This window comes from Mesorhizobium sp. M7D.F.Ca.US.005.01.1.1 (assembly GCF_003952545.1).
In the GTDB taxonomy this organism is placed as follows: Bacteria; Pseudomonadota; Alphaproteobacteria; order Rhizobiales; family Rhizobiaceae; genus Mesorhizobium; species Mesorhizobium loti.
The window spans coordinates 4628616-4653791 of record NZ_CP034453.1; the positions used below are offsets into that span (position 1 = coordinate 4628616).

At 63.1% G+C, this 25176-nt stretch carries 28 protein-coding genes; 15 read left to right on the plus strand and 13 right to left on the minus strand.

All coding sequences use genetic code 11. The features are described from left to right. Nucleotides 1-46: 46 nt before the first annotated feature. Nucleotides 47-463 carry an acyl-CoA thioesterase gene (locus EJ076_RS22360; RefSeq protein ID WP_126069286.1) on the plus strand — a complete coding sequence of 139 codons (417 nt, stop codon included), beginning with the start codon at nucleotides 47-49 and terminating at the stop codon, nucleotides 461-463. 15 nt (nucleotides 464-478) lie between these two features. Here the strand turns inward: EJ076_RS22360 and EJ076_RS22365 are convergent, their stop codons facing one another. Then, entirely contained in the window at nucleotides 479-1438 is a 960-nt protein-coding gene (locus tag EJ076_RS22365) for a LysR family transcriptional regulator (RefSeq protein WP_126069287.1), read from the minus strand. Between the two features lie 135 nt (nucleotides 1439-1573). On the opposite strand from EJ076_RS22365, the gene EJ076_RS22370 reads away from it, so the two are divergent. The 9 genes from EJ076_RS22370 to EJ076_RS22410 are packed head-to-tail and all read left to right on the plus strand — an operon-like array spanning nucleotide 1574 to nucleotide 10025. Further along, nucleotides 1574-2356 (plus strand): ABC transporter substrate-binding protein, encoded by a 783-nt coding sequence (locus tag EJ076_RS22370; RefSeq protein ID WP_109669726.1) that lies wholly within the window; start codon nucleotides 1574-1576, stop codon nucleotides 2354-2356. A gap of 60 nt (nucleotides 2357-2416) precedes the next feature. Next, entirely contained in the window at nucleotides 2417-3064 is a 648-nt protein-coding gene (locus EJ076_RS22375) for an amino acid ABC transporter permease (RefSeq protein ID WP_126069288.1), read from the plus strand. Nucleotides 3065-3078: 14 nt separating this feature from the next. Further along, nucleotides 3079-3738 carry an amino acid ABC transporter permease gene (locus EJ076_RS22380; protein ID WP_126069289.1) on the plus strand — a complete coding sequence of 220 codons (660 nt, stop codon included), beginning with the start codon at nucleotides 3079-3081 and terminating at the stop codon, nucleotides 3736-3738. Beyond that, nucleotides 3735-4499, plus strand: coding sequence for an amino acid ABC transporter ATP-binding protein (locus EJ076_RS22385; RefSeq protein WP_109669717.1), 765 nt, complete (start codon nucleotides 3735-3737; stop codon nucleotides 4497-4499). The genes EJ076_RS22380 and EJ076_RS22385 overlap by 4 nt, the downstream gene beginning before the upstream one ends. An 8-nt stretch (nucleotides 4500-4507) precedes the next feature. Continuing rightward, nucleotides 4508-6151, plus strand: a complete 1644-nt coding sequence (locus tag EJ076_RS22390; protein ID WP_126069290.1) for a N,N-dimethylformamidase beta subunit family domain-containing protein — start codon at nucleotides 4508-4510, stop codon at nucleotides 6149-6151. Nucleotide 6152: 1 nt separating this feature from the next. Then, a complete protein-coding gene (locus EJ076_RS22395) occupies nucleotides 6153-7538 on the plus strand; it encodes an aspartate aminotransferase family protein (RefSeq protein ID WP_126069291.1) in 1386 nt (461 codons plus the stop codon). A gap of 4 nt (nucleotides 7539-7542) precedes the next feature. Then, nucleotides 7543-8472: a 3-keto-5-aminohexanoate cleavage protein gene (locus EJ076_RS22400; RefSeq protein ID WP_126069292.1), complete on the plus strand. Its 930-nt coding sequence runs from the start codon at nucleotides 7543-7545 to the stop codon at nucleotides 8470-8472. A 9-nt stretch (nucleotides 8473-8481) separates the two neighbouring features. Further along, nucleotides 8482-9000 carry a GNAT family N-acetyltransferase gene (locus EJ076_RS22405; protein WP_164548705.1) on the plus strand — a complete coding sequence of 173 codons (519 nt, stop codon included), beginning with the start codon at nucleotides 8482-8484 and terminating at the stop codon, nucleotides 8998-9000. Further along, nucleotides 8997-10025 (plus strand): histone deacetylase family protein, encoded by a 1029-nt coding sequence (locus EJ076_RS22410; RefSeq protein WP_126069293.1) that lies wholly within the window; start codon nucleotides 8997-8999, stop codon nucleotides 10023-10025. The genes EJ076_RS22405 and EJ076_RS22410 overlap by 4 nt, the downstream gene beginning before the upstream one ends. 15 nt (nucleotides 10026-10040) lie before the next feature. Here the strand turns inward: EJ076_RS22410 and EJ076_RS22415 are convergent, their stop codons facing one another. The 3 genes from EJ076_RS22415 to EJ076_RS22425 all read right to left on the minus strand — a co-directional run bounded on the left by EJ076_RS22415 (nucleotide 10041) and on the right by EJ076_RS22425 (nucleotide 13032). Beyond that, nucleotides 10041-11306, minus strand: a complete 1266-nt coding sequence (locus EJ076_RS22415; RefSeq protein ID WP_126069294.1) for a cysteine desulfurase-like protein — start codon at nucleotides 11304-11306, stop codon at nucleotides 10041-10043. A 52-nt stretch (nucleotides 11307-11358) separates the two neighbouring features. Then, entirely contained in the window at nucleotides 11359-12426 is a 1068-nt protein-coding gene (locus EJ076_RS22420; protein WP_126069295.1) for an aldo/keto reductase, read from the minus strand. Between the two features lie 117 nt (nucleotides 12427-12543). After that, nucleotides 12544-13032, minus strand: coding sequence for a hypothetical protein (locus tag EJ076_RS22425; protein WP_126069296.1), 489 nt, complete (start codon nucleotides 13030-13032; stop codon nucleotides 12544-12546). Nucleotides 13033-13429: 397 nt separating this feature from the next. Here EJ076_RS22425 and EJ076_RS22430 point away from each other — a divergent pair, with 397 nt between their 5' ends. Further along, entirely contained in the window at nucleotides 13430-13594 is a 165-nt protein-coding gene (locus EJ076_RS22430; protein WP_109669696.1) for a hypothetical protein, read from the plus strand. A gap of 59 nt (nucleotides 13595-13653) precedes the next feature. Here EJ076_RS22430 and EJ076_RS22435 read toward each other — a convergent pair whose 3' ends face one another. Then, nucleotides 13654-14160, minus strand: coding sequence for a DUF1993 family protein (locus EJ076_RS22435; RefSeq protein WP_109669693.1), 507 nt, complete (start codon nucleotides 14158-14160; stop codon nucleotides 13654-13656). Nucleotides 14161-14298: 138 nt separating this feature from the next. Here EJ076_RS22435 and EJ076_RS22440 point away from each other — a divergent pair, with 138 nt between their 5' ends. Continuing rightward, on the plus strand, nucleotides 14299-15351 hold the full coding sequence (locus EJ076_RS22440; RefSeq protein ID WP_109669690.1) for a DUF1176 domain-containing protein: 1053 nt from the start codon (nucleotides 14299-14301) through the stop codon (nucleotides 15349-15351). Between the two features lie 29 nt (nucleotides 15352-15380). On the opposite strand, the gene EJ076_RS22445 is transcribed toward EJ076_RS22440, so the two are convergent. From EJ076_RS22445 to EJ076_RS22475, 7 genes are read right to left on the minus strand one after another with little or no spacing between them, the layout of a single operon-like run. Further along, nucleotides 15381-16271 carry an alpha/beta hydrolase gene (locus tag EJ076_RS22445; protein WP_126069297.1) on the minus strand — a complete coding sequence of 297 codons (891 nt, stop codon included), beginning with the start codon at nucleotides 16269-16271 and terminating at the stop codon, nucleotides 15381-15383. Between the two features lie 32 nt (nucleotides 16272-16303). Beyond that, nucleotides 16304-17914 (minus strand): molybdopterin-binding/glycosyltransferase family 2 protein, encoded by a 1611-nt coding sequence (locus tag EJ076_RS22450; protein ID WP_126069298.1) that lies wholly within the window; start codon nucleotides 17912-17914, stop codon nucleotides 16304-16306. Then, complete coding sequence (locus EJ076_RS22455; protein WP_126069299.1) at nucleotides 17911-18615, minus strand: XdhC family protein; 705 nt, start codon at nucleotides 18613-18615, stop codon at nucleotides 17911-17913. Before EJ076_RS22455 ends, EJ076_RS22450 begins: the two co-directional genes overlap by 4 nt. A 6-nt stretch (nucleotides 18616-18621) precedes the next feature. After that, nucleotides 18622-18960, minus strand: a complete 339-nt coding sequence (locus EJ076_RS22460; RefSeq protein ID WP_056594403.1) for an XdhC family protein — start codon at nucleotides 18958-18960, stop codon at nucleotides 18622-18624. Nucleotides 18961-19020: 60 nt separating this feature from the next. Continuing rightward, entirely contained in the window at nucleotides 19021-20265 is a 1245-nt protein-coding gene (locus EJ076_RS22465) for a VWA domain-containing protein (RefSeq protein WP_126069300.1), read from the minus strand. Nucleotides 20266-20268: 3 nt separating this feature from the next. Then, on the minus strand, nucleotides 20269-21198 hold the full coding sequence (locus EJ076_RS22470) for a MoxR family ATPase (RefSeq protein WP_023810354.1): 930 nt from the start codon (nucleotides 21196-21198) through the stop codon (nucleotides 20269-20271). Further along, complete coding sequence (locus EJ076_RS22475) at nucleotides 21195-21722, minus strand: flavin reductase (RefSeq protein WP_126069301.1); 528 nt, start codon at nucleotides 21720-21722, stop codon at nucleotides 21195-21197. The genes EJ076_RS22470 and EJ076_RS22475 overlap by 4 nt, the downstream gene beginning before the upstream one ends. A 179-nt stretch (nucleotides 21723-21901) precedes the next feature. Here EJ076_RS22475 and EJ076_RS22480 point away from each other — a divergent pair, with 179 nt between their 5' ends. Both EJ076_RS22480 and EJ076_RS22485 read left to right on the plus strand, forming a co-directional pair. Further along, complete coding sequence (locus EJ076_RS22480; protein WP_126069302.1) at nucleotides 21902-22975, plus strand: ABC transporter substrate-binding protein; 1074 nt, start codon at nucleotides 21902-21904, stop codon at nucleotides 22973-22975. After that, complete coding sequence (locus EJ076_RS22485; protein ID WP_126069303.1) at nucleotides 22975-24000, plus strand: P1 family peptidase; 1026 nt, start codon at nucleotides 22975-22977, stop codon at nucleotides 23998-24000. The genes EJ076_RS22480 and EJ076_RS22485 overlap by 1 nt, the downstream gene beginning before the upstream one ends. A 14-nt stretch (nucleotides 24001-24014) precedes the next feature. On the opposite strand, the gene EJ076_RS22490 is transcribed toward EJ076_RS22485, so the two are convergent. Then, nucleotides 24015-24269, minus strand: a complete 255-nt coding sequence (locus EJ076_RS22490) for a DUF2171 domain-containing protein (RefSeq protein ID WP_013532118.1) — start codon at nucleotides 24267-24269, stop codon at nucleotides 24015-24017. Nucleotides 24270-24398: 129 nt separating this feature from the next. Between EJ076_RS22490 and EJ076_RS22495 the strand changes: the two genes are divergently transcribed. Then, entirely contained in the window at nucleotides 24399-25124 is a 726-nt protein-coding gene (locus EJ076_RS22495) for a DUF2259 domain-containing protein (RefSeq protein ID WP_126069304.1), read from the plus strand. Nucleotides 25125-25176: the final 52 nt, after the last annotated feature.

The following is a 25176-nucleotide window of genomic DNA, read 5'->3' on the forward strand; positions in this document are numbered from 1 at the left end:
ATATTGCGTCGGCGCGATCGTCGATGGCCACTGAGGCAAAAAACCCATGAGCAAATCTCTCGTCACCTTTGTCGGCGTCGCTCATCCCTGGATGTGCGACGTGATGGGGCACGTGAATGTGCGTCACTACGCTGCGATGTTCGACGACGCCAGCTTCCAGCTTCTCGGCCATATCGCCGGACAGGACGACAACCAGGCGTCGCAAATCGGATGGGCCGATGTGCGCACCGAAATCGACTATCGCCATGAAACGAAAGCCGGTGCGCTCATCGCTATCCGCTCGCATGTCGTGAAGATCGGCCGCACCTCCATCACCTTCGAACAGGTTATGTCGGGCTCGCTAGACGGCGTCGTCCGTGCATCGAGCCGGACGACCAGCGTGCGCTTCGACCTCGCCGCGCGCACCTCTGTGGCGCTGGACGAGCCAATGCGGAACCGCGCGGCGACCTTACTGATCGAATAAGCCTGTCTCGGCCGGTCAGCCTTGGTAGATGCGGTCCTCGAGCGGTGTCTCGGCGATCAACGTCTGTAGCCCGGACAGCAGCGCCTTCTCGGCGCGGTTCATCGCCTTGTCCGGATTGACCAGCAGGAAGATGTCGATGGCCGGCGGCGCGTCGTAGGGCGGCAGCCGCCACAGCGCTCCATCCGCCACGTCACGCCGCGCGACATGCAGCGGCAGCGGGCCGATGCCGAGCCCGGCGACGATCATGCGCCGCACCTCTTCCAGGCTCGAGGACACACCGACGACATCGGCGTTCAGCCGGGCCTCGCTGCGCAACAGCGCGACCGGCCGCAACGCATCCGAAATATGGTCGGTCTGGAACGATACCGAGGGTTCGCCACGGAGATCGGCCAGCGTCAGTCCGGTTTGCCCATAAAGCCTGTGCTGCGGCCCACAGAAGAAGCCGAAGAACTCGCGGTAGACCATCGCATATTCCAGCGCCGGATCGCGCTGGCTGACCAGGCAGATGCCGAAGGAGGCACGCCGCTCCCTGACCTGCTTGGCGACTTCAGTGCTTGCCGCGACTGAAATGGTGATGCTGGCGCGCGGGTAGTTGCGGTGGAACTCGGACAGCGCCTGATCGAAGAGCGGCGAGACGACATGGCTTGCCGTCGCGATCATCACATGGCCGGTGACGTCGTCGCTGATGCCGCGCATCAGCAGCGGCAGTTGCGATATGGTGCCGAACACCTCGACGCTCTGCTCATAGAGAAGCCGTCCGACCTCGGTGAGTTCGAAACGTGTCGCGTCGCGCTCGACCAGACGCCGGCCTACCCGGTCTTCCAGCCGCCGCAGCGCGTTGCTGACGCTTGGCTGCTTGAGGTTCAGCCGCTCGGCGGCACGCGTGATACTCTTGACCTCCGCGATGACGACGAAGGTCCGCAGAAGGTTCCAGTCCAGATCCCACACCAGTCGTTCGGGGCGCGGCAAAGCCATTCCTGATATCTATGCTCCCTATTCCCATTATCTATTTGCGCAATGATGCCGCAAAGGCAATCATTGATGACAGGAAAGCGTCTGTACGCCTCCCAAGAACAAACCTTGCGCGCCATCCAGAGGACAGGAAATCAGATGAACAGAGTATTTTCCGGCATCGCCGTTGCGGCCCTGCTGCTTGCGTCGACCTTCACGGCCGTTTCGGCCAGGGCCGACGACCTCGAGAAGATCAAGGCTGCGGGCGAGCTGAAGATTTCCATGAGCGGTCAGTATCCACCCTTCAACTTCGTCAACGACCAGAATGAAGTCGTCGGCTTCGACGCCGATATCGGCAAGGCCATCGCCGAGCGCATCGGCGTCAAGGGCACCATTATCACCACGGCCTGGGACGGCATCATCGCCGGGCTGCTCGCCAACAAATACGACACCGTCGTCGGCTCGATGACGATCACGCCCGAGCGCGAAAAGGTGGTCGATTTCGTCGGGCCTTACTACCACGCCGGCCGCGCCGTTTTTGTCAGCGAGGCGTCCAAGGTGCAGAGCCTCGACGACCTCAAGGGCAAGACCATTGGTGTGACGCTGGGCGAGACCCACGAGAAATGGGCACGCGAAAAGGGCGGCTGGGATATCCGCACCTACAAGGGCCTGCCGGAACTGCTGCTGGAGCTGAGGGCCGGCCGTGTCGACGCCATCGTCGTCGACAACATTCCGGTCATGGTTGCCGTCAAGGAGACGGGCGAGAAGGTCCGCAAGCTCAACACGCCCGATATCGAAGGCGGCGCTGTTGCCATCGGCATCGCCATCCGCAAAGACAATCCTGAGCTCAAGGCTGCCATGCAGAAGGCGCTGGACGACATGCTGGCGGACGGCAGCTACGAAAAGATCTCGATGAAGTGGGTCGGCAGCGACATCCGCTGACCCCTCCCTGGTTTCAGGCGGCCAAAGCCGTCTGAAGCGTCACTCCTGCTGGGCCCTTTCATGGATTTCTCCTTGATGCAGCGTGTCTTCCCGTTCTTCGTGGAAGCTGCCCTGGTGACGATCGAGATCACGGTGCTGGCCCTGATCCTGGGCCTTGCGGCTGCTTCATTAGCCGCGGCCGCCAAGATGTCGAGGTCGGCAATCCTGCGGACCATCGGCACGCTCTATGTCAGCCTGTTTCGCGGCACGCCGTGCCTGATCCAGCTCTTCGTGCTCTATTTCGGCGGCCCGCAGATCGGGATCAATCTGGAGCCGTTCGCCGCGGGCGTCATCGGCCTCGGCCTCAACATCGGCGCCTATATGGCGGAATCGATCCGTGGCGCGCTGGTCGCGGTCGACAGAGGCCAGACCGAGGCTGCCCGCACAATCGGCTTCAGCCGTTTCCAGACGCTGCGCAAGGTCGTGCTGCCGCAGGCCGCGCGGCTGATGATCCGGCCGCTCGGGGTCAATACGGTTGCTTTGTTGAAGGGATCCGCATTGGTGTCGACCATTTCAGTCGTCGAACTGACCTACACCGCCCAGCGCTTCATCGGCTCCACCTACAAGCCGTTCGAGATCTTCGGCGTTGCAGCCCTGCTCTACATGATCATGGTCTACGCGGTTGCGCGGGTCGTCGACCTTCTCGACAAACGCTTCGCCATCGTCTGACCGGAGAGAGCACGATGCAAGGTTTGGATTTCACCGTCGTCGCGCCCTACTGGGACCTTCTGCTGATCGGCGCCTGGTGGACCGCGGTGCTGACCATTTCGGCGGGCGCGCTCAGCTTCGTCGGCGGCATCCTGTTTGCGGTCACCGTGCTCTATGCCCCGAAGATCGTTGCCTATCCCGTGCGCGCGCTCATGTGGGTGTTCATGGGTACGCCGCTGCTGCTGCAGCTGTTCCTGATCTATTTCGGCCTGGTGCAGATCGGCATCGACATCCCTGCCCTTGCCGCCGGCATTGTCGGGCTTGGCCTGCATTTTGCGGTCTACAATGCCGACATCATCCGCGCCGGCATCGTGGCCGTCGATGTCGGCCAGACAGAGGGTGCGCGCAGCATCGGCTTCGGCAAGTGGCAGACGCTGCGCCATGTCGTGATACCGCAAGCCATCCGCAACACCGCGCCGCCGATCGGCGGCAACCTGATCGCGTTGCTGAAGGAATCCTCGATCGTCTCGGTCATCGGCATCGCCGAGCTGGTCCATTCGGCCCAGCTGGCGATCAGCGAAACGTTCCGCCCGTTCGAGTTCTACATCACCGCAGCGGCGCTCTACTACATTCTCAACCTTGTGCTCGAGGCGGCCTTGCGCCTGTTCGAAAGACATGTGGAGGCTTCCCGATGAGCACACAGCGGCCCATGGTCGAGGTTCGCGGTGCGCGCAAATCGTTCGGCGCCGTCGAGGTCCTCAGAGGTATCGACCTGTCTGTCGATCGCGGTCAGATCGTCGCGATCATCGGGCCGAGCGGCTCCGGCAAGAGCACGCTGCTGCGCTCCATCAACCATCTGGAATCCTTGAATTCCGGTGAAGTCTGGCTCGACGGCGTGCAGGTCAACCAGCCCTTGCACGGCCAGGCCTTCGAGCGGCACATCAACAAGGTGCGCCAGCAGATGGGCATGGTGTTTCAGCACTTCAATCTGTTCCCGCATCTGACCGTGCTCGAGAACATTTCCATGGGACCGATCATCCTCAAGGGAATGACCAAAAGTGACGCGCATGCGCTGGCGCATAGCCTCTTGTCCAAGGTCGGGCTCGCCGACAAGATCGACGCCTATCCCTCGCGGCTTTCGGGCGGCCAGAAGCAGCGCGTGGCGATTGCCCGTGCGCTGGCGATGCAGCCCAAGGTGATGCTGTTCGACGAAGCCACCTCGGCGCTTGACCCGGAACTGGTCGACGAGGTCAACGCGGTGATGAAACAGCTTGCCGCCGAACACATGACCATGCTCATCGTAACACATGAGATGCGCTTTGCCGGCGAGGTGGCGGACAGGGTGCTGTTCATGGATGGCGGCGTGATCGTCGAGGAAGGCCCGCCCGGCGACATGTTCCGCGCGCCGCAGAAGGAACGCACGCGCACCTTCCTCAAGAAATACCTTTCCGCCTGAGTGTGACCATGACCAGACCAAACACGGAATTCCCCGATTTCGGACTGACGCCGGAGCAGCGCCGGCACGCGGTGCGCGGCCATTACTACGAGTGGCCAGGCATGGATGGCGAGCGCGGTGAGATCTGGTGCTACAGCGACCGTTTTTCCTATCGCGCCGGCGAGACGGTGACGCTTCATGTCAGTTCGACGGCGCCGTCCTTCAGCATGGCGATCATCCGCGACGGCGGCACCGAGACCAAAGTGTTCGAGAAATCGGGCATCGCGTCGCGTTGGCAGGACAGTCCTGACCAGTGTTCAGCCGAAGGTTGCGGCTGGGAAGCGTCGTTCGAATTCCGTGTCGGGAACGACTGGCCGTCCGGTGCCTACCGGGTCACGCTGACCGCAGACGGTCGCGACGGCAAGCCGATCCAATGCCACCATATTTTCATCGTCAGCCCGCAGCCAGGCAAGAAACCCGGCCGTGTGCTGCAGGTGGCGGCGACGGGCACCTGGCTGGCTTACAACACCTGGGGCGGTTCCAACCACTACCAGGGCATTACCGGGCCGGATCGCAATCAGTATTCACCCATCGTGTCGACGCAGCGCCCGTGGTGTCGCGGCTTCGTCGTGCTGCCGAAAGACGCGCCGCGCGTACCGCTGGAAGTCGCCGTGCCACCGAAGACCGTGCCGCGCTATCCGCATATGGAGTGGGCGCTCGCCACCGGCCATTCGAAGAAATACGCTTCGTCGGGCTGGGCCAGTTATGACAGCCACTTCTTCCGCTTCGCCGAACGAGCCGGCTATCAAGTCGATCTCGCCAGCCAGCATGATCTGCATTTTTCGCCGGAAACTCTCGACGGTTACGACTGCGCCGTCTTCGTCGGTCATGACGAATACTGGACCTGGGAGATGCGCGACGCCGTCGACACCTATGTCGAGCGCGGTGGTCATGCGGCGCGCTTTGCCGGCAATTTCATGTGGCAGACGCGGCTGGAGGACGAGGGCCGCAGGCAGATCTGCTACAAATATCGCTCGCGTGCCGAGGACCCGGCCTATCTCCCGGGCGGCGACGTCACCCGCGCCACCAACTCCTGGGAGGCGCCGGAAATCGGCCGGCCAGGATCCGCGACCTTCGGGCTCAACGCGACCCGCGGCCTCTATGCCGGCTGGGGCGGCTGCGCGCCGCGCGGTGTGCGTGGCTTTCCGGTCTACCGGCCGGAACACTGGGCGTTCGCCGGCACCGGCATCTACTATGGTGACCTGCTGGGCGCCGGCAGCCATGTCTATGGCTATGAGGTCGACGGGCTCGAGTTCGAGATACGCGGCGGCCTGCCCTACCCGACCGCCACCAGCGGCGCGCCTGTTGGCCTGCAGGTTCTCGCCGTCGGCATGGCCTCTCAGGTCGAGGAAAGCGCCGACATCCCGATCGAGGACCAGTTCCTCACCGATGAGGATGGCCGCTTCACCGCCGAGACTTTGTTCGGCGAGGCGAGCGACGCCAATCTGGAAAGGGTCAAACGCGGCAACGGCATGATCGTCAATTTCCCACGCGGCAAGGGCGAGGTGTTCCATGCCGGAAGCTGCGAATGGGTCGCCGGCCTGCTAAGACAAGACCCGATGGTCGAACGCGTTACCAAGAATGTCCTCGATCGTTACCTCGGAAAGCCCTGACATGTCGAAAGTCCAATCCGCCGCTCAAGAAACCGAAGCCCGGCGAGAATCGCATCTGTTCTATCTGTCCAGCCTGCGCCGGCCGCTGATCGACCGCGCCGAGGGCATCTATATGTGGACGCAGGACGGCCGCCGCTTCATCGACGGCTCGAGCGGCCCGATGGTCGCCAATATCGGCCACTCCAACCGCAACGTGCTGGATGCCATGAAGCGGCAGATGGACCGCGCCACCTTCGCCTATCGCCTGCATTTCGAGAACGAGCCGGCGGAAGAGCTGGCGCGGGAGCTCGCCGGCAAGCTGCCGGAAGGCATGGACCGCATCTTCTTCGTCTCCGGTGGCTCGGAAGCGACGGAATCCTGTATCAAGCTGGCGCGGCAATGGGCGGTCGCCACCGGCCAGGCCAGCCGCTGGAAGGTGATCACGCGCTTTCCCTCCTATCATGGCGGCACGCTGGGTTCGCTCTCGATCACCGGCGACGATGCGCTGGCCGAAACGTTCGAGCCGATGATGCGGGTGATGCCGACCGTGCCGGCGCCGAATGCCTGGCGCGACCGCGACAATCTTTCGATGGAACAGCGCGGCATCCGCTATGCCGACATGCTGGAGGAGAAGATCCTGGCCGAAGGCCCGGACAGCGTGGTCGCCTTCATCATGGAGCCGATCGGGGGTGCTGCGACCGCGGCCCTGGTGGCGCCGGACAGCTATTATCCACGCATCCGCGAGATCTGCGACCGCTACGGCATCCTGCTCATCCACGACGAAGTGATGAGCGGGGCCGGCCGCACCGGCAAATTCCTCGGCGGCGACCACTGGAACTGCAAGCCCGACATCGTCGCGCTGTCGAAGGGGCTGGGCTCCGGCTATGCGCCGCTTGGCGCGCTGGCCGCCCCGATGCGGCTGGTGCAGCCGCTGCTCGACGCGGGCGGCTTCCAGCACGGCCACACCTATGCCGGCAACCCGCTGGCTTGCGCCGCCGGACTGGCCGTGCTCGGCGAAATGGACCGACTCGGCTTGATCGCCAATGCGGCTGCCATGGGCGACGTGCTGATGGACGGGCTGAAAGGGCTGGCGAAGCGGTTTCCGTTCATCGCCGACGTGCGCGGCAAGGGCCTGCTCACCGGCGCCCAGATGGTTGCCGATCCTGAGACCCTGAGGCCGATCGACCAGACCAAGAAGGCCACGCAGAGGCTGCTCGACCTCGCCTATGAGCGCGGGTTGATCATCTATGGCCGCAGGGTCAAGGGCGGCGTCGACGGCGACAATTTCATGGTCGCGCCGCCGATGATCGTCACCAGGGAACAGGTCGGCGAGATCGTCTCCATCATCGGCGACTCGCTGGAGGTTCTGGCCTCCGAACTCGACCTGCCGGTCGAAGGCCAGGGGTAAAAGAATGGCGCCGCGCAAAGTCATCATCACCTGCGCCGTCACCGGCTCGGTGCACACGCCGTCGATGTCGCCCTATCTGCCGGTGACGCCGGACCAGATCGCCGCCGACGCGATTGCGGCGGCCGAAGCCGGCGCCTCGATCCTGCATCTGCACGCCCGTGACCCCAGGGATGGCCGCCCGACCGCCGATCCGGACGTCTACATGCAGTTCCTGCCGCGCATCAAGCAGGCGACCGATGCGGTGATCAACATCACCACCGGCGGCTCGTCGCTGATGACGCTGGACCAGCGGCTGGCTGCACCGCTAAGGGCCGAACCCGAAATGTGCTCACTCAACATGGGCTCGATGAATTTCGCGCTGTTCCCGATGCTCGACAAACCGAGGGAATGGCAGCACGAATGGGAGCCGAAGCTGCTCGAAGCCACCCGGGACACCATCTTCAAGAACACCTTTGCCGATATGGAGGGCGTGCTGGAGCGGTTGGGCAAGGGCTGCGGCACGCGCTTCGAATTCGAATGCTACGATGTCGGCCATCTCTATTCGCTGGCGCATTTCCGCGACCGGGGTCTGGTGTCGGGACCGCTGTTCATCCAGTTCGTGCTGGGCATATTGGGCGGCATCGGCGCCGACCCTGACAACCTCGTCCATATGAAGCGGATCGCCGACAAATTGTTTGGCGACAGCTACCAGTTCTCCGTGCTGGCCGCCGGCCGCCAGCAGATGCCGTTGATCTCGATCGCCGCGGCGATGGGCGGCAATGTCCGGGTCGGGCTGGAAGACAGTCTCTATGACGGCCGCCAGCTGGCGAAATCCAATGCCGATCAGGTGCGCCGTATCCGTGGCATTCTCGACGGGCTGTCGCTGGAGGTTGCCACGCCCACCGAAGCGCGCGACATGCTGGCGCTCAAGGGCGGCGACCGGGTGGCGTTTTGAGAGACGACCGTGACCAATCCAACATCCGATGACGTCCTGTTACGCCCCGGCCGAGTGGAAGACGTCGAAACGATCCACACGGCGATCCTGAAACTCGGCACGCATATTGGCGCGCCCGAGGAGATCATTTCGACAGCAGATGATCTGCGCACCTATGGCTTTGGCGAAAAGCCCGCCTTCTCGACCCTGATCGCCGAAGTGGATGGGGAATTTGCCGGCCTGTGCCTGCATTTTCCGATCTTTTCGACCTGGATGGGGCGGCCTGGCGTCTATGTGCAGGATCTCTATGTCGAGGATCGGTTCCGCGGCCGCAAGATCGGCGAGCGGCTGCTGCGGCACGTTGCGGCGCAGTGCCGAAAGGAAGGTGGCGTCTATCTCCGGCTGTCCGTCGACACCGACAATGAAGGTGCCAAGGCCTTCTACGAGAGGCTGGGCATCGCCTGGTCGAGCTACGAGCAAACGCAGAAGATCATCGGCGAGGCGTTCTTTGCGTTCGCCGACGCGGCCGAAAATGGGGATCAGGAATGAAAGCCTTCTATGCCGAGGAACAGAAGCGCCACGACCCCAAGGCCTTTCTTTCGAGCGGTGCGGCACAGCCCAATCCGGAAAAGCCGGAGCGCGTCGAGAGATTATTAGCCGGCGCATTATCTGCAGGTTGCACAATCGAGCGGCCTCGGGATCACGAGCTCGGTCCTGTCTCAGCGGTGCACACGCCGGAATATCTGGATTTCCTCGAGCACATCTACACGCGCTGGCAGCGCATCGAAGGCGCGTCGGCTGAAGTGATCCCGAACATCCATCCGATTGCGCGCAACGGCTCCTATCCGGCCTCGGCGGTCGGCCAGGCCGGTTATCACATGGCCGACACCGCTTGCCCGATCTCGGGCGAAACATGGCAGAGCGCGCTGTGGAGCGCCTGGAGCGCGGTGGACGCGGCCGAGGCGGTGACGTCAGGCGCGCCGGCCGCCTACGCTCTGTGCCGCCCACCTGGCCACCATGCCTTCGCCGACGTCGCCGGCGGCTTCTGTTTCATCAACAACTCGGCCGTTGCCGCGCAGGTCTTGCGCAGGACGGCGTCGCGCGTGGCGATCCTCGATGTCGACTTGCATCACGGCAACGGCACGCAAGGGATCTTCTATATGCGGCCGGACGTACTCACCGTCTCGCTGCATGCCGATCCGGTGCGCTTCTATCCGTTCTTCTGGGGCCATGCCGACGAGCGCGGCGAAGGCCCCGGCCTCGGCTACAATTTCAACCTGCCACTGCCGCGCAAATCCGCCGACGCGGCGTTTCTCGCAGCGCTCGAGGTGGCGTTCCAGCGCATCCGTGCCTTTTCGCCGGACGCGCTGGTCGTGGCGCTCGGCCTCGATGCGTTCGAAGGCGATCCGTTCGGGGGGCTTTCGGTGTCGACGCCTGGCTTCTCGCGCATTGGCGAGGCCATCGCCAAGCTCGGCCTGCCGACGGTCATCGTCCAGGAGGGCGGCTACCTCTGCGACGAACTCGGTGACAACCTCACTGCGTTCCTCACCGGCTTCGGCGGCAAGACGCGATGAATGCTCAAGCCAGCGTCAGGAGCGCTGCTGCCTGAGCATGGCGATAACCCGGTGCACACTCTCCAGCGTCTCGTCGATTTCGGCTGTAGTGTTGTAGTGGGCAATGCCGATGCGCACGACGCCATGCTCGGCCGGAATGCCCAATTGGTGGACGATCTCCCAGGCGTAGTTGTGCCCCGACCACAGGAAGATGTTTTCGGCATTCATCTGCCGAACGATCGTCTCCGGCACGATACCGTCGACGGTGAAGGAAACCGTCGGCACGCGCTCGCTGAGCCGCTTCGAATCGGTGATGCCGTGGATGGTCAGACCTGAAATGTCGGAGAGGCCGTCGATCAGCTGTTGCGCCAGCGGGTTTTCATAGGCGATCGAAACCGCAAACGCCTTGGCAATCTTCTGCCTTCTTGAACCGCCCTCGCCTGCCGCCGCGCCAAGGTCGGCAAAGTAGTCGACCGCGGCGGTGAGCCCGGCCATCAGCTCGATCTGCGGTGTACCCAGTTCAAACCGCTCCGGCAGGCCATTGGACGAACAGCGGCATTTGTAGGGCTGCAAGTCATCGATGACGTCGCGCCGTCCCCACAAAATGCCCATGTGCGGACCGAAGAATTTGTAAGCCGAACAGATCAGGAAATCGCAGCCGAGTTCCCGAACATCGATCAAACCGTGCGGCGCGAACTGCACGGCATCGACATAGACCAGCGCGCCGGCGTTCCTGGCGATGGCGGTCAGCGCCTTCACGCGATTGATGGAACCGGTCAGGTTGCTGGCGTAGTTCAACGCAACCAACCGTGTCTTCTCGGAAAGCAGACCAGCCAGAGTCGCCTCTTCGACCTGCCAGCTCTTTTCGTCGAACGGCAGCCAGCGCACGACGAGGCCGAGGTCCTCGGCCAGCTGCAGCCAGGGCGATACGTTGCCCTCATGGTCCATGCGGGTGAGGATGATCTCGTCGCCGGGCTTCATCGTGCGGCCGAGCGTGCGCGACATGTGATAGGTCAGCGTCGTCATGTTGGCGCCGATGATGATTTCCTCGGGGCTTGCGGCGCCAAGGAAATCGGCCATTGCCTGATGCGCCTCATCGACGACAGCTTGCGCGGCAATCGTCGTTTCGAAATAGCCGCCAAGATTGGCATTGGTGGTCAAGAGACAGCGCGACACGGCCTCGGCGACCGCCTTTGGCACCTGCGTCCCGGCTGGGTTGTCGAGATAGATGCGGCGGCGGCCATTGTCGGCCAGGGACAGCGCCGGAAATCGTTCGCGGACCAGCTCTATCGGAAAATTCATGATTGCCCGGCTCCCTTGTAATAATTGAATAATCGGCCGCAGCCAATCCCGTTCAAGGACAGGGATTGCCGACCCGCTGGTGGATCGCGTCCACCGCTTTCTGCATCTCTTCGGTCCAGACGATTTCGACGGAAGACAGCGCCATGTCGAGCTGCGAAAGCGTCGTCGCGCCGATGATGTTGGAGGTCACGAACGGCCGGCTCGAGACATAGGCATTGGCAAACAGAGCCGGCTCCAGGCCAAACGAGCGCGCCAGCTCATTGTATTCGAGCTGTGCTTCGGCGGCGTTAGGCGTCTCGTAGCGCTGGCCGCGATTGAACAGCTGTGAGCGCGAGCCCTGCGGGCGCGCGCCATGGTCGTATTTGCCGGTGAGGTAGCCCTGCGCCAGTGGCGAATAGGGGAGCAACGACACCTGCTCGCGCTCGCAGACCTCGGCAAGATTCACCTCGAAGGTGCGGTTGACGAGATTGTAGGCGTTCTGGATCGACGCGACGCGGGGTCCGATCCCTTTGTCAGCCTCCGCAAGGAACCGCATCACACCCCAGGAACTCTCGTTCGACAGGCCGAAATGGCGGATCTTTCCGGCCTTCACCAGTTCGTCGAACACGGCGAGCGTCTCGGCAATCGGCGTTTCGTCAGCCGGAGCGCCGACAGAATCGGCGCGCGGCGATACGGCGCCGACGCGCGTCGGGTTAGCGCCCCAGGGAATGTCGCGTTCGGGCCAATGGATCTGATAGAGGTCGAGATAGTCGGTGCCGAGCTTGGCCAGTGACTTGTCGACGGCGTCAAAAATATCGGCGCGCACCAGCTGCGATGGCCTGTCGCCGCGAAACCAGCGGTTGGCCGTGCGGCCAACAACCTTGGAGGCCAGGATCACCTTGTCGCGGTTGCGATTGGCCTTCATCCAGCTGCCGATGATCTTTTCGGTCCGCCCTTGTGTCTCGGCCTTGGGCGGGATCGGGTAGAGCTCGGCAGTGTCGATGAAATTGACGCCGCGCGAAAAGGCCAGGTCCATCTGGGCGTGGCCCTCGGCCTCGGTGTTCTGCTGGCCCCAGGTCATGGAGCCCAGGCAGATCTGGGTAACAAGAAGATCGGTCCGACCGAGACGGCGCTTGTGCATGGAATTCTGCTCCGGAGGGAAAGCGTGCGCGGTAGCGCGGGAGGAAGCGCATCTATAGGCAAAGCAGAGGCGCTCTCCAAGCCTCGGCAGACCGACTTTTGCGTGAACCAGCTGCGTTTAGCGGCGAGCGCCGGCCAGCGCGCGGCGCTTCGCTTCGTCGATCAGCATGTTGGCCACCTGCATGCGGATCATGGCGCGCTGGCGCAGATGCGGGGCGACACGGTCGGGATGGTTGGCAAAGGCAAAGCTGCGGCGCATGCGGCTGAAGTCAGCGATCTGCTTGGGCTGGTTGAGACCAAGTTCAACCGCGATGGATTCGGGATCGATTGGCGGCAGCTTTTCCTCGGGCTTTGGTTCTTCGCCGGCGAGAGCCAGCCTGGCGTGTTCGAGCAAGGCGGCGAATTCGGTCGCCAGATCAGCACCCGCCTCGCGATATTCGGTGGCAAAGCCGCTGCCCGAAACCTTGATGCGGCCGGAATGGAGTTCATCGGCCACCGAGAGATAGTCGAACGGGATGGATGGACGAGCGCCGGCCTCTTCGCCCTCGATCTCGTCATCCCCAATTCCGTCGCCCTTGTCGGAAGCGACGAAGAGGTCGTCGAGCAACGAAGCGAAATCCCGCTTGGCGCCAGTAGCGATGTCAGCCTCCCTTGCCCGACCGTGCAAGCTTCAGAGCATAGAGCCGGCTCGTTAAAAATGCATGCCACCGATCTTAACGAATTTAGCCGTTGCGCGGGTTCGCCGCTTCAACCTCCTCAATCCCAAAAACAAAAAGCCGGACTGCACTTTCATGCAGTCCGGAATTCGCCAGGAGTGGCGAGGAAAAACCGGCCATGTAGCCAGCATTCGAGGCTACGGTGCGCGGCGCGCAAAAGTTTCGATCGATTCAGGAAATGGCGAAAAAAATTCGCCAAGACATGGCAGGCATGCAAATGCTGCACTGCACAATTGTCACGATTCACCTATACTGGCTGGCGTGGAGGACCAAACTGGAGCCTGAATCATGGGTTTCTTCACTGAAATGTTCGCACGGCCGCGCCCGCAGGAGCATCTGAGATACCGCTCGGCGCTCGCACTGCTCCATGCAATGAGCAATGCCGACCGCGCCGACATCGGCATCAAGCCGGCCGATTTTCCGCGCATCGCCCGCGAAATGTCCATTCGCTAACTGCCATCGGAGTCGTCAGATGTCCCGGATCAGTCCGGGACATCTCGAAAAGTCAATCCTCAGCGCGCTCCCAGGAACGTCGCCTTGCCCAACGGCACGCCATTGTGGCGAAGGATGTCGTAAGCCGTGGTGAGGTGGAAATAGAAGTTGGGCATGGCCACATGCAGCAGATACTGCATGCCAGGCATCGAACTTTCGCGTCCGCCAAGCTTCAGCTCGATGATCTTGTCGTCGGAGCCCTCGAACTCGGCCGCCGAAAACGTCGTCAGAAGGTCCAGGGTCTTCGTGATGCGTGCCTGGATATCGGCGAAACTCGCCTCATTGTCCTCGTATCTCGGCACTTCGCGACCGGCGAGCCGGGACGGCGCGCCCTTGGCGTGATCAGTGGCGATCTGCACCTGCCGGGTCAGAGCGTACATGTCGGGCGCCAGCCGAGAGGTCAAAAACACCTGCGGATCGATCTTGCGGTCAAGCGCATTCTGTTCGGCGGTCGCCAGCACATTGGAAAGTGCTTTCAGCCTGGCTGAAAACACAGGCACGGATGCCTCATACATCGATATCGTCACGTCAAATCTCCTGCCCGGCCGAACGCCGGCGGACGCGACGTAGCGCCTTCGCGCAGGATTTTTCAAGACTGCCGACGCCGCGTCACCACGTTGCCGCAATCGCCAGAGTAGAATCTGCCCATCGAGCGGAGATTCCCGATGAGACGCGCCCTTTTCGCAGCGACTGCCTTTCTCTCCCTTGCCCCGATCGGCCAGACGGCATTGGCCGCCGAAGATGCACCCGAAGCGCCTTATGTCGACGACCGGTCGAGCGCCGATGCGGTTGTCCGTTCGCTCTACAGCGCCATCAGCCGGCACGAATTCGCCCGTGCGTGGGGGTATTTCGGCGATACAAAGCCGGCAAAGGATTTCGACAGTTTCGTCAAGGGTTATGACGGCACTGACAAGGTCGAGGTCGCCACCGGAGCTGTCTCCGACGAAGGTGCGGCCGGCAGCATTTTCTACAACGTCCCCGTCGCCATCCGCGCCACCGACAAGAGCGGCGGCGAAAAGGTGTTTGCTGGCTGCTATACGCTGCGCCAGGTGAATGCCCAGATCCAGGCGGCTCCGCCCTTCGATCCGATCCACATCGAAAAAGGCGCGCTGAAACCCTCCACCGCCGATTTCGAGGAGGCGCTGCCGCCTAGCTGCGGCGACGGCCCACCACCGCCGAAGAAAGACACCGCACTGGAGCAGGCCAAGAAAGCCTTTCTGGCGACCTATGGCGACCAGTGCGACAAGCAGTTCCTCGCCGATGAGCCGACCGTTTTTTCGATCAAATACAAGGACAAGGATGCGCAGCCCGGCGATCCCGACAAGGAGACACGGCTGTTCCATTTTTCCTGCTCGGCCGCGGCCTACAATGAAAGCTCGATTTACTACATGACCGACGACGTCTCGGGCGTGCAGCAATTGCAGTTCGCCGAACCCAAGATGGACATCCGCTACGAAAACAATGACAGCGACGGCAAATTGCTGGGCATGACTATCGTCGGTTTCCAGACGTCCGGCTGGGCGGTCAATTCCGACTATGACGAGGCTGCCCACACGATCACCACGTTCAACAAGTGGCGCGGCGTCGGCGATGCGTCCGACGCGGGGACGTATCTGTTTAGCAACGGCAATTTCTCGCTGGTCCAGTACGACGTCGATGCGTCCTATGACGGCGAGCAAAATCCGCAGACGGTTGTCGACTACAACACCGCGCCTTGAGCGCCACACGGACTTGCCGGCAGCACCGATCAGGGCGCCTTCGACAGCATCCAGTTGAGCGTGCCGCGCCAGTCGGTCATGCGGATCGGCGTGCCGTGGGTACCGGTTTCGAAGCGAACGAAACGGGTCGGATAGGTCTTCGATTTGGCCAGGATCGAGCGAAAGAACGCCTCCTGGTTTGCCACTGGAAAGACCACGTCGTGGCTGCCCTGGCCGAAGAAGACCGGGACATGGCGCCTGAAGGCGGGGCTGGCGAGGAAACTCTCATCCCAAAGCGAGCCGAGCAGCAGCAGCCCATTGATGCGCCGGCCGGTGTCACTGCGGGCGGCAAGCTTCCAGCACAGCGCACCGCCCATCGAGCCGCAGGCGACGAAGATCTTCGCACCGGGCGATTGTTCGGCATAGTGACCGATCAGCGCCGCCACCTGCGCCGCTCCCGTATCGCCGAAATCGGTAAAATCCGGGCTGAGATAGAGGCCGCCATTGCCGGCCATCAAATTCTTCAGCCGGTTGAAATTGCCGCCGAAGGTGAAGTCGTCGACGCCTTGCTTGCGGCTGCCGCCCTGCCCGTGCAGGTAAAGCACGATGATGCCGGCGCCCTCGGTCTTGCCGACCGCAACATGCCTGACATCGCCGGCATCGGTCTTCAGGAGCAGATCCTGCTGCACCTTGCGAACGCTGGTGTCGGTGTATTGGGCGTTCACCCGGCGCTCGGGCACCTGGTCACGCTGGTTGATGTCGCGCATCTCGCGGTAATCGATGACGGTGTAGGCACCGTTGGCGTCTGACGACAAAGTGGCTGGATAGGCGAAGAGATCGTCCTTGAAGGGTTTTAAGGACGGCGTCTGACTTAGTGCGACCGACGGCAGCAGCGTGGTCGCGACTACAAAGGCACAGAAAAATTGGCGGCAAAAAAACATGCCCAAGGCATGCGTAATTCGGCTTGGGTTTGTCAATCCTGCAGCACGCCGCCGGCGCCTTCCAGCGCCTCGCGTGTATCGACATCGACAGACGCCGCCGCGCCGATCTCGACATCGATGACATCGAGCCCTTCGGTCTCGACCAGATGGCGTGCCCCGGTGTCGCCTTCGAGATGGGCGATCGCCGGAAACAGCGAACGCGGCAAAAGCACCGGGTTGCCGCGCTTGCCGTCATGCGAGGCGCGGACCACCGAATTGCCGCCGGCCTTGCGGAATGTATCGATCAACCTGTCGAGGTCATCGGACGTGATATCAGGCATGTCACCGAGAACGATCATCACACCGGCGGAATCGTCGGGCAGATAGGCAATGCCGGCCTTCAGCGAAGTGGAGAGGCCCTCGGTAAAATCGGGATTGTCGGCGAAGGTCACATCTAGGCCCGCCAGCGCCGTGCGCACCCGCTCGCGCTGGTGGCCGGTGACGACAATCGTGCTAGACGCCTTCGAGCCGAGTGCCCGCTCGGCAGTGCGGCGCACCAGCGGCTTGCCGTCGAACAGCGCCAGCAGCTTGTTCGGCCCGCCCATGCGGCTCGACCGTCCCGCCGCCAGAAGCACGATGCCAACCTTGAGCTGGCTTTTGACCGGCAGCGGTTCGCGCGGCTGCGGCCGTGTCGGGATTTCCATCAGCAGCCCGCCGACCCCCATGCCGGCAATATCCCTGGCGGTCACGTCGAGGCCGGCGATCAGCCTGTCGAGCACCCAGTCGAAGCCGTTCTCCTTGGGACTGCGGGCGCAGCCGGGTGCGCCGATGACGCGCTTGCCGTCGAGTGTACCCAGCACCAGCAGACTGCCGGGATCGACCGGCATGCCCGCACGGATGACGGTACCACCCGCTTTCTCGATCGCGGCCGGAACGACATCGGCGAAATCGCTCATTGCCGAGGCGCCGAAGATCACCACCATGTCGTTGTCGCGCGCCAGTGACGCCGCGGCCTCCGCGACGGGCGCGATCTCATGCGGCGTGCGGCGCTCCGCCGTCAGCCTGCCGCCGGTGCGCGCCAGCCGCGCTTCGGTGACGCGCAGTGTCTTGTCCAGCACACTTGGCTTGATGCCCGGCAGAACCGTCTGGATGACGCCGACACGCACCGGCTTGTAGGCATTGACGGCAAAGATCTCACCACCGGCGCAGATTTTTGTCGCCGCGTCGACCAACGCCGAACTGACCGCGAAGGGAATGATCTTCACCGTCGCGACCATCTGGCCCTTCTCGACCGGTGCATGCTGCGCCAGTGTGGCGATGGTGATGGCCGGATCGATGGCATTGATGGCATCGATCATAGCGGCATCGACCGTGAAGATGCCCGACGCTTTGGCATGGAGATTGACCCGCCCGGTCGCGGCCGACCTGGCCTCGATGCCGCGAAAGGTCATGCTTTCGGCTATTCGTTGAGCGGCGGCATCCTCGCCGAGGTCGTCGGCGGCCAGTACGGCTGCAACGACCTGCGAAATGCCGGCGGCCCGCAGCAGCGCCACATCTTCGGCGCTCAGCCTGTGCGCCTTGCGAAAGCGGCGTTCACCGGCGGTGGTGGCGTGCGCCAGCACCGCGCCTTCCGCCATCTCGACCGGGATCGGGCCGAATTTCACGCGACGGCGCCTTTTGCGTCCAGCCCGCGCGAACGGAAGGCGAGGATCGCTTGCGCCAACACCGCAACGGCGATCTCGGCCGGGCTGGCAGCACCAATATCGAGCCCGATCGGCGCATGGATACGGGCGATCTGGTCAGTGGTTGCGCCCAGCGCCAGCAGGCGTTCGACCCGCTTGGCGTGCGTCTTGCGGCTGCCCAGTGCGCCGACATAGAAGCAGTTGGCATCGAGCGCTGCTTTCAGAGCGAAATCATCGACCTTCGGGTCATGGGTGACAGCGACAAGTGCGGTGTAGCTGTCGAGCGGCTGGCGCTTCAGCACATCCTCCGGCCATTCGGCATGAAGCGCCACGTCAGGGAAGCGGTCCGGCGTGGCGAAGGCGGTGCGGGGGTCGATTATCTCCACGGGATAGCCGGCGATTTTCGCCATCGGCGCCAGCGCCTGGCTGATATGGACAGCGCCAATCACCACCAGACGCGGCTGCGGCAGATGCGCGTTGAGAAAGAAGGTTCGACCCTCTGCTTCGACCGATCCGGAATTGCCGGTGCGGAATGCTTTCGCGATGGCAGCGCCGAGATCGCCGGCGACCTGGTCGCCCTCGCGCACGATGCGGTCGCGACCATCACCAAGGTCGGTGACAAGGATCGCCGCGCGGCGGGCACGGCGTTCGGCATTGAGCGTTTTCAGCGCGTAGGGGTCCATTCGAGATCAGCCCAGCCTTTCCACGTACACCTTGATGCGGCCACCACAGGACAGGCCGACCTGCCAGGCGGTTTCGTCGGCGACACCGAACTCCAGCATCCTGGCCTTGCCGCTGTCGATGACGTCGATGGCCTCGGTGACAACAGCGCCTTCGACGCAGCCGCCCGAAACGGAGCCGTGGAAATTGCCGTCCGCGTCGATGACCAGATGGCTGCCTACAGGTCGGGGCGCCGAACCCCAGGTCTCGACCACTGTCGCGATGGCCACGTCCTTGCCGTCCTTCATCCAGCCTTCCGCGATGATCAGCGGATCGCGGGCCTCATCCAGATAAATGCTGTTTTCCATGACCGTTTCTCTAGGAGTCTGTTTTTCTTGAGGATCCGTTTTCGGATTGGAAAGATATGGTTATGCGGCGTGCCTCGCGCCAGCGTCCAGCCATCGGCGCGGATCGACGGATTGTATCGATTTCTTGTCCAGCGACGCGCAGAGATCGGCGAGCGCATCGAGATTGTGCACCGAGCGGAACTCGTCGACATGCGGCAGCATCGCCTTGACGCCACGGGCGCGCGCCTGGAAACCGTCGAAGCGCAGCAATGGGTTCAGCCAGATCAACCGCCGGCAGGATTTGTGCAAGCGCTCCATTTCCTCCGACAGGCCGCCGACATCGTCACGCTCCAACCCGTCGGTGATCAGAAGCACGACCGCGCCCTGCCCCAGCACGCGGCGCGACCATATCAGGTTGAACTCGGCCAGTGTGTCGCCGATGCGGGTGCCGCCCGACCAGTCCTTGACCGCCGCCGAACAGTCGGCAAGTGCGGCATCCGGGTCGCGATGGCGCATCTGCCGGGTCAGGTTGGTCAGCCTTGTGCCGAAGACGAACGTGTGCACGCGCCGGCGTTTTTCCGTGAGCGCGTGCAGGAAATGCAGGAAAATGCGCGTGTATTGGCTCATCGAGCCGGAAATGTCGGCCAGCACCACCAGCGGCGGATGAACTTCGCGCGGTGAGCGGAATTTTGGCAGGATCAGTTCGCCGCCGGTGCGCGCGGCCGAACGCATCATGGCGCGCGGATCGATGCGGCGCCCATGCGCATCGGCCTTGAAGCGCCGCGTCCGCACCATGTCGAAAGGCAGCCGCAGTTGCGCGATCGCCTTTTTCGCGTCGGCCATTTCGGCGGCGTTCATCTGGGCAAAATCCTTGGCCCGCAGCACCTCGTTGCCGGAGAAGGTGAAGCGGGCGTCGACCTCGATCTCGGGGATTTCTTGGCGCGGCTGGTTCTTCTGGTGGCCTTCGAACATCGCCTGACTGACGCGGTTTTCGGCCGTGCGGGGTTTTTGCTTTTCCCTGACATCAGGCGCCACCGGCGAAAACATCGCCAGCATCTTCTCGATCAGTTCGCGCGACTTCCAGAACAGCCGGAAGGCCTCGTCGAAAGTGGCGTGATCCTCATGCCTGGACACCAGCACGGCGTGCAGCGTCCAGTAGAAATCGTCGCGCGACCCTATGCCGGCGACCAGCACCGCCTCGATGGCATCCTTGACCGAGGCCGGCCCGACCCGCATGCCGGCCTTTCGCAAGGTGCGGGCGAAATAGACGATGTTGTCGGCGATCCGCCCATCCGCCGTCGCTTCTTTCGGTTCGGGGCGCGGCATCGCCTACTCCGCCGCCGAAAGCTCGGCCTTCACCTCGTTGAGGATGCGCCGGCCTTCGCCCTGTTCGATGCGGGCAATGTCGTCCTGGTATTTCAACAGCACGCCGATCGTGTCGGACACGGTTTCCGGATCGAGCGCCACCTTGTCGAGCTCGGTCAGCGCGCCGGCCCAATCGATGGTTTCGGCGACACCCGGCACCTTGAACAGCTCGATCTGGCGCAGCTTCTGGATGAAGGAGACCACTTCGGCCGAAAGCCGCTGGTTGGCCTGCGGCACCTTGCGGCGCACGATCTCCAGCTCGCGCTCGGCATTGGGATAGTCGACCCAGTGATAGAGGCAGCGCCGCTTCAGCGCATCGTGGATCTCTCGGGTGCGGTTGGTGGTGATGATGACGATCGGCGGTTCTTCCGCCTTGATGGTGCCGAGTTCGGGCACCGTCACCTGGAAGTCGGACAGGATTTCGAGCAGGAAAGCCTCGAACGCCTCGTCGGTGCGGTCGAGCTCGTCGATCAGGAAGACCGGGGCGGCGCCCGTCTTGCCGGTCAGCGCATCGAGCACCGGGCGGCGGATCAGGTATTTTTCGGAGAAGACGTTGCGCTCCATGGCGGAGCGCTCGACCTTGCCGGCTGCCTCCTCCATGCGGATCTCGATCATCTGCGCGGCGTAGTTCCACTCATAGACGGCGGACGAGACGTCGAGGCCTTCATAGCATTGCAGGCGGATCAGCCGGCGGCCGAGCGCCTGCGCCAACACCTTGGCGATCTCGGTCTTGCCGACGCCGGCCTCGCCCTCGAGGAACAGCGGCCGCTTCATGCGCAACGACAGGAACAGCACGGTCGCCAGCGACCGGTCCGCCACATAGTCCGCGCCGGTCAGGAGATCGAGCGTCTCGTCGATCGTCCGCGGCGCGGCGCGCGGTTTCAGCTCGGTCATTCTTTCTCCGTGAACGCCGCCGCTCCGCTTTCCAGTACGTGGTAGCCGCGGGCGTGGTAGATCAGCGGCCGCAAATTATCGCCCATCCGCAGGCCTGTCACCTTGCCAAAAAGCACACGATGGGTGGCCAGGTCCTTGGTGTCGATCAATTCGCAGTCGAACACGGCGAGCGCGCCCTTCAGCGTTGGCGCGCCAGTGGAGATCACGTCCCACTCGCCGAGCGCGAAGCGCTCCTCGACCGGCAGGCCGGTGATGCCGGAAAAGCCGACCGACAACGGCTCCTGGTGCGAAGCCAGCGTGTTCAAGGCAAATTTGCCGTTTTTAACGAACGGCTCGTTCTTGGCATTTTCGCGGTTGAGACAGACCAGAATGGTCGGCGGGGTATCCGACACCGAACAGGCCGCGATCACCGTCGCGCCGCGCTTGCCGGCCGGCCCGTCGGTGGTGACCACATGGACGTGGCCGGCAAAATGGCTCATCGCGTCGCGATAGGCCTGCGGCCCAATGTCGTTCTTCTTCAGCACCGTATTTCTTCCATGGTCAGGATCCTACCGACATATATGGCCAGACATAGCCCGCCACAAGCGAAGTGCCTGAGCTATATCCCGAAATTCGCGTGTTGCACCAAGGCCGGGCAGCCTTTAGGTCTTGGCGGCAATAGTGCCAGGACCTTAGAACCGGCACGGAGGACTTCATCGCTCGAATGCGACCCAGGACAAGAACAATAGCGGCGCTGTTCTGGCTGTTCATGGCCAGCGCCGCCAGCGCCCAGACGCTGCTGGTCGGCGTCGCCGCGCCCCTGTCGGGACCATCGGCCATTCTCGGCAAGCAGATCGAGGCCGGCACCGGTCTGGCGGCCGAAGCGAACGGCATCGCACTCAAGACCGTAGATGACGCCTGCACCGCCGACGGCGGCGCTGCGGCGGCCAGGGAATTCGTCGCGGCCAAGGTCAATATCGTGGTCGGCTTTCTCTGCACCGAGGCGATCGAGGCAGCGATGCCGATCCTGAAGGACGCCAACATTCCGGTCATAACCGTTGGCGTGCGAACCGAAAGCCTGACCGACCGCCGCGCCAAGACCGGCTGGCCGGTCTATCGCCTCGGGCCGCGCGGCGACGATGAGCGCAACACTGTCGCCTCTGCCCTCACCCATCTGTGGCAGAACGAGCTGTTCGCCATCATCGACGACGGCACCATCTATGGCCGTGAAATCGCCGAAACGTTGCGGGCTGCGGCCGAGCAGGCGGCGCTGAAACCGGTATTCACAGACACGTTCCGGCCACAGCTCGACAATCAGATCGGCATGATCGGTCGGCTGAAGAAGGCCGGCGCCACGCATGTTTTTGCCGGCGGCGACGGCGACGACATCGCTATCATGGGCCGCGATGCCGCACAGCTCCAGGCCGGTATCGTCTTTGCCGGCGGCGAAAATCTCCGCACACCGCCGGGCGATGTGCCTTATGCCGTGGGCACACTGATGATCGCACCGCCGGAATGGGCCGATGTCGCCGACCCCAAAGTTCTGGCGGCCTTTGCCACGCAGAAGATCGTGCCTGACGGCTATACGCTGCCCGCCTTTGCGGCGGTCGAAATCGCCAAGGCGGCGGCAGGCTTGTCTGAAAGCTCGGGCAAGCCGCTGGCTGAAGCCCTGACCGGACAGGATTTCACCACTGCGATCGGGCCGATCCGCTTTGATGCGAAAGGCGATCTCAGCCAGAGCCCCTATCGCGTCTTCCGCTTCGACGGCACACGCTTTGCGCCCTTGGAAAGCAACTGATGTTTCGCACCGGCCCGCGCAACCTGATCACCGACGTTGCCGGCCTGCGCGTCGGCAATGCGTCGGATGCCAGGCTGAAATCAGGCGTCACGACGATCCTTTGCGATGGGCCGACGGTGGCGGGCGTCCAGATCCTGGGCGGTGCGCCGGGCACCCGCGAGACCGATCTGCTCGAGCCGCACAATTCGGTCGAGGTGGTGCACGCCGTGGTGCTTTCTGGCGGCTCGGCTTTCGGCCTCGACGCGGCATCCGGGGTGCAGGCGGCGTTGCGCGAACGCGGCATCGGCCTGGAGGTCGGCGGTTTTCGCGTGCCGATCGTGCCATCGGCGATCCTGTTCGACCTGCGCAATGGCGGCGACAAGGATTGGGGCCGTTATCCACCCTACCGTGAGCTTGGCTATGAAGCAGTGCAAACCGCCACCGTCGATTTCCAACTCGGCACGATCGGCGCCGGCACCGGCGCGCTCACTTCGGGGCTGAAGGGCGGCCTCGGCTCCGCCTCGACGTTGCTGGACAGTGGCATCACCATCGGTGCGCTGGCCGCCGTCAATCCGACCGGTTCGGTAACCGTTAGCCGAACCCGCCATTTCTGGGCGGCGCCGTTCGAAATCGGCGACGAATTCGGCGGGCTTGGCTATCCCTCGCCTATGCCGGACGACGCGAAGCAGATTCTTTTGAAATATCGCGACAAGCATTTTGGCAGGCAGATGGAGACCGGCGGCAACACCACCATCGCCGTCATTGCCACCGATGCGGTTCTCACCAAGGCTGCCGCCAAGCGCCTGGCGATATCGGCGCATGACGGGTTCGTGCGCGCCATCTGGCCGACACACACGCCGGCCGACGGCGACCTTGTGTTCGCGCTGGCGACAGGCACGAGCGGCATCGAACTTTCCGCCGACGCGGCAATCGACCTTTACGCCGCTGCCGGTGCCACGATGGCGCGTGCCATCAGCCGCGGCGTCTATGCAGCAACGCCTGCCGAAAACGATCTGTTTCCGGTCTGGTCGTCACGCTTGGGGTGACGCGAAGGGGTTGATCAGACCGGATCGGACTTTTCTTCCTCGAACGTCACCGCGACATCGGAATTCGCCGACAGCCAGACCTTTTTGCCATCGACCTCGGCAATCAGGCTCAGGGGAATGTAATGGTGATGGCCCTTGTGAGCGCCCTCGCCGCTATCGGCCTTGGTCAGCTTGATGCGCTGGCCGTCGACCTTGTCGACGGTGCCGACATGCACGCCGTCGGCGCCGACGACTTCCATATGCTCACGAATTTTGCTGGTGTCGGTCATGGTGGTTCTCCATTGGGACTGCCGACATTAACAAATGACGGGCCGATTGGATGCATCGGCTTTCGCACTGCACGACGTTTTGATTTCGTCGTGCTAGGGGATTTGAAACGATCACGGGGGTGAAGACCGATGCGAATGCTCTTTCTGTTTGCCGTTGGCTTGCTTGCACATTTTGCGACCTCGATCGCCGCACGTGCCGGCGATGTCGCCGAGCTTGAAATCCTCGGCTTCACCAAGGACGGCGGCGTCTTCGCTTTCGAGGAATATGGCGTGCAGGATGGATCGGGCTTTCCCTATGCCAACCGCTACTACATCGACACCAGCACCGACAGCTTCCTCAAGGGCACGCCGATCCGGGTCCGGCTCGAGGACGAGAATGCCAAACTGGACGCGGCGCGCCTTCAGGCCCGGCAAAAAGGCGAAGCCATTGTCAGCCAGGCCGAGCTGAGCGCCAACCGCGGCATCACTGCGGGTTTCAACCCGGTGACCGAGCTTTCGGCCGATCCGCACCGGATGGCGGTCAACCCGCGCCCGATCTTTTCGCCGGTAGACCCACCGCTCGAGTTCCGCCTCGATGAGGTCGGCATGAACAACACCGATGGTTGCGAGAGCCAGGGCGAGATCAATGGTTTCCGGCTGCTGCGCATAGAGGCGCAGGATGGCGGCACCACCAAGCTGCTGCACGAGGACAAGGCGATACCGAAAAGCCGGGGTTGCCCGAACGGCTATCGCATCGGCGCCGTGCAGACCTTTTCAATCGACAGTCTGAGCACCTATGCGGTGCTGATCGCGGTGCGCCAATACGGCTTCGAGGGGCCGGACTTTCGCTGGATCGCGGTGACCGGCCGGCTGTGACACCGCTTGTTCAACCCGCCAGGCGCGATCGTGCGCTGAACCGCCTTCGCCA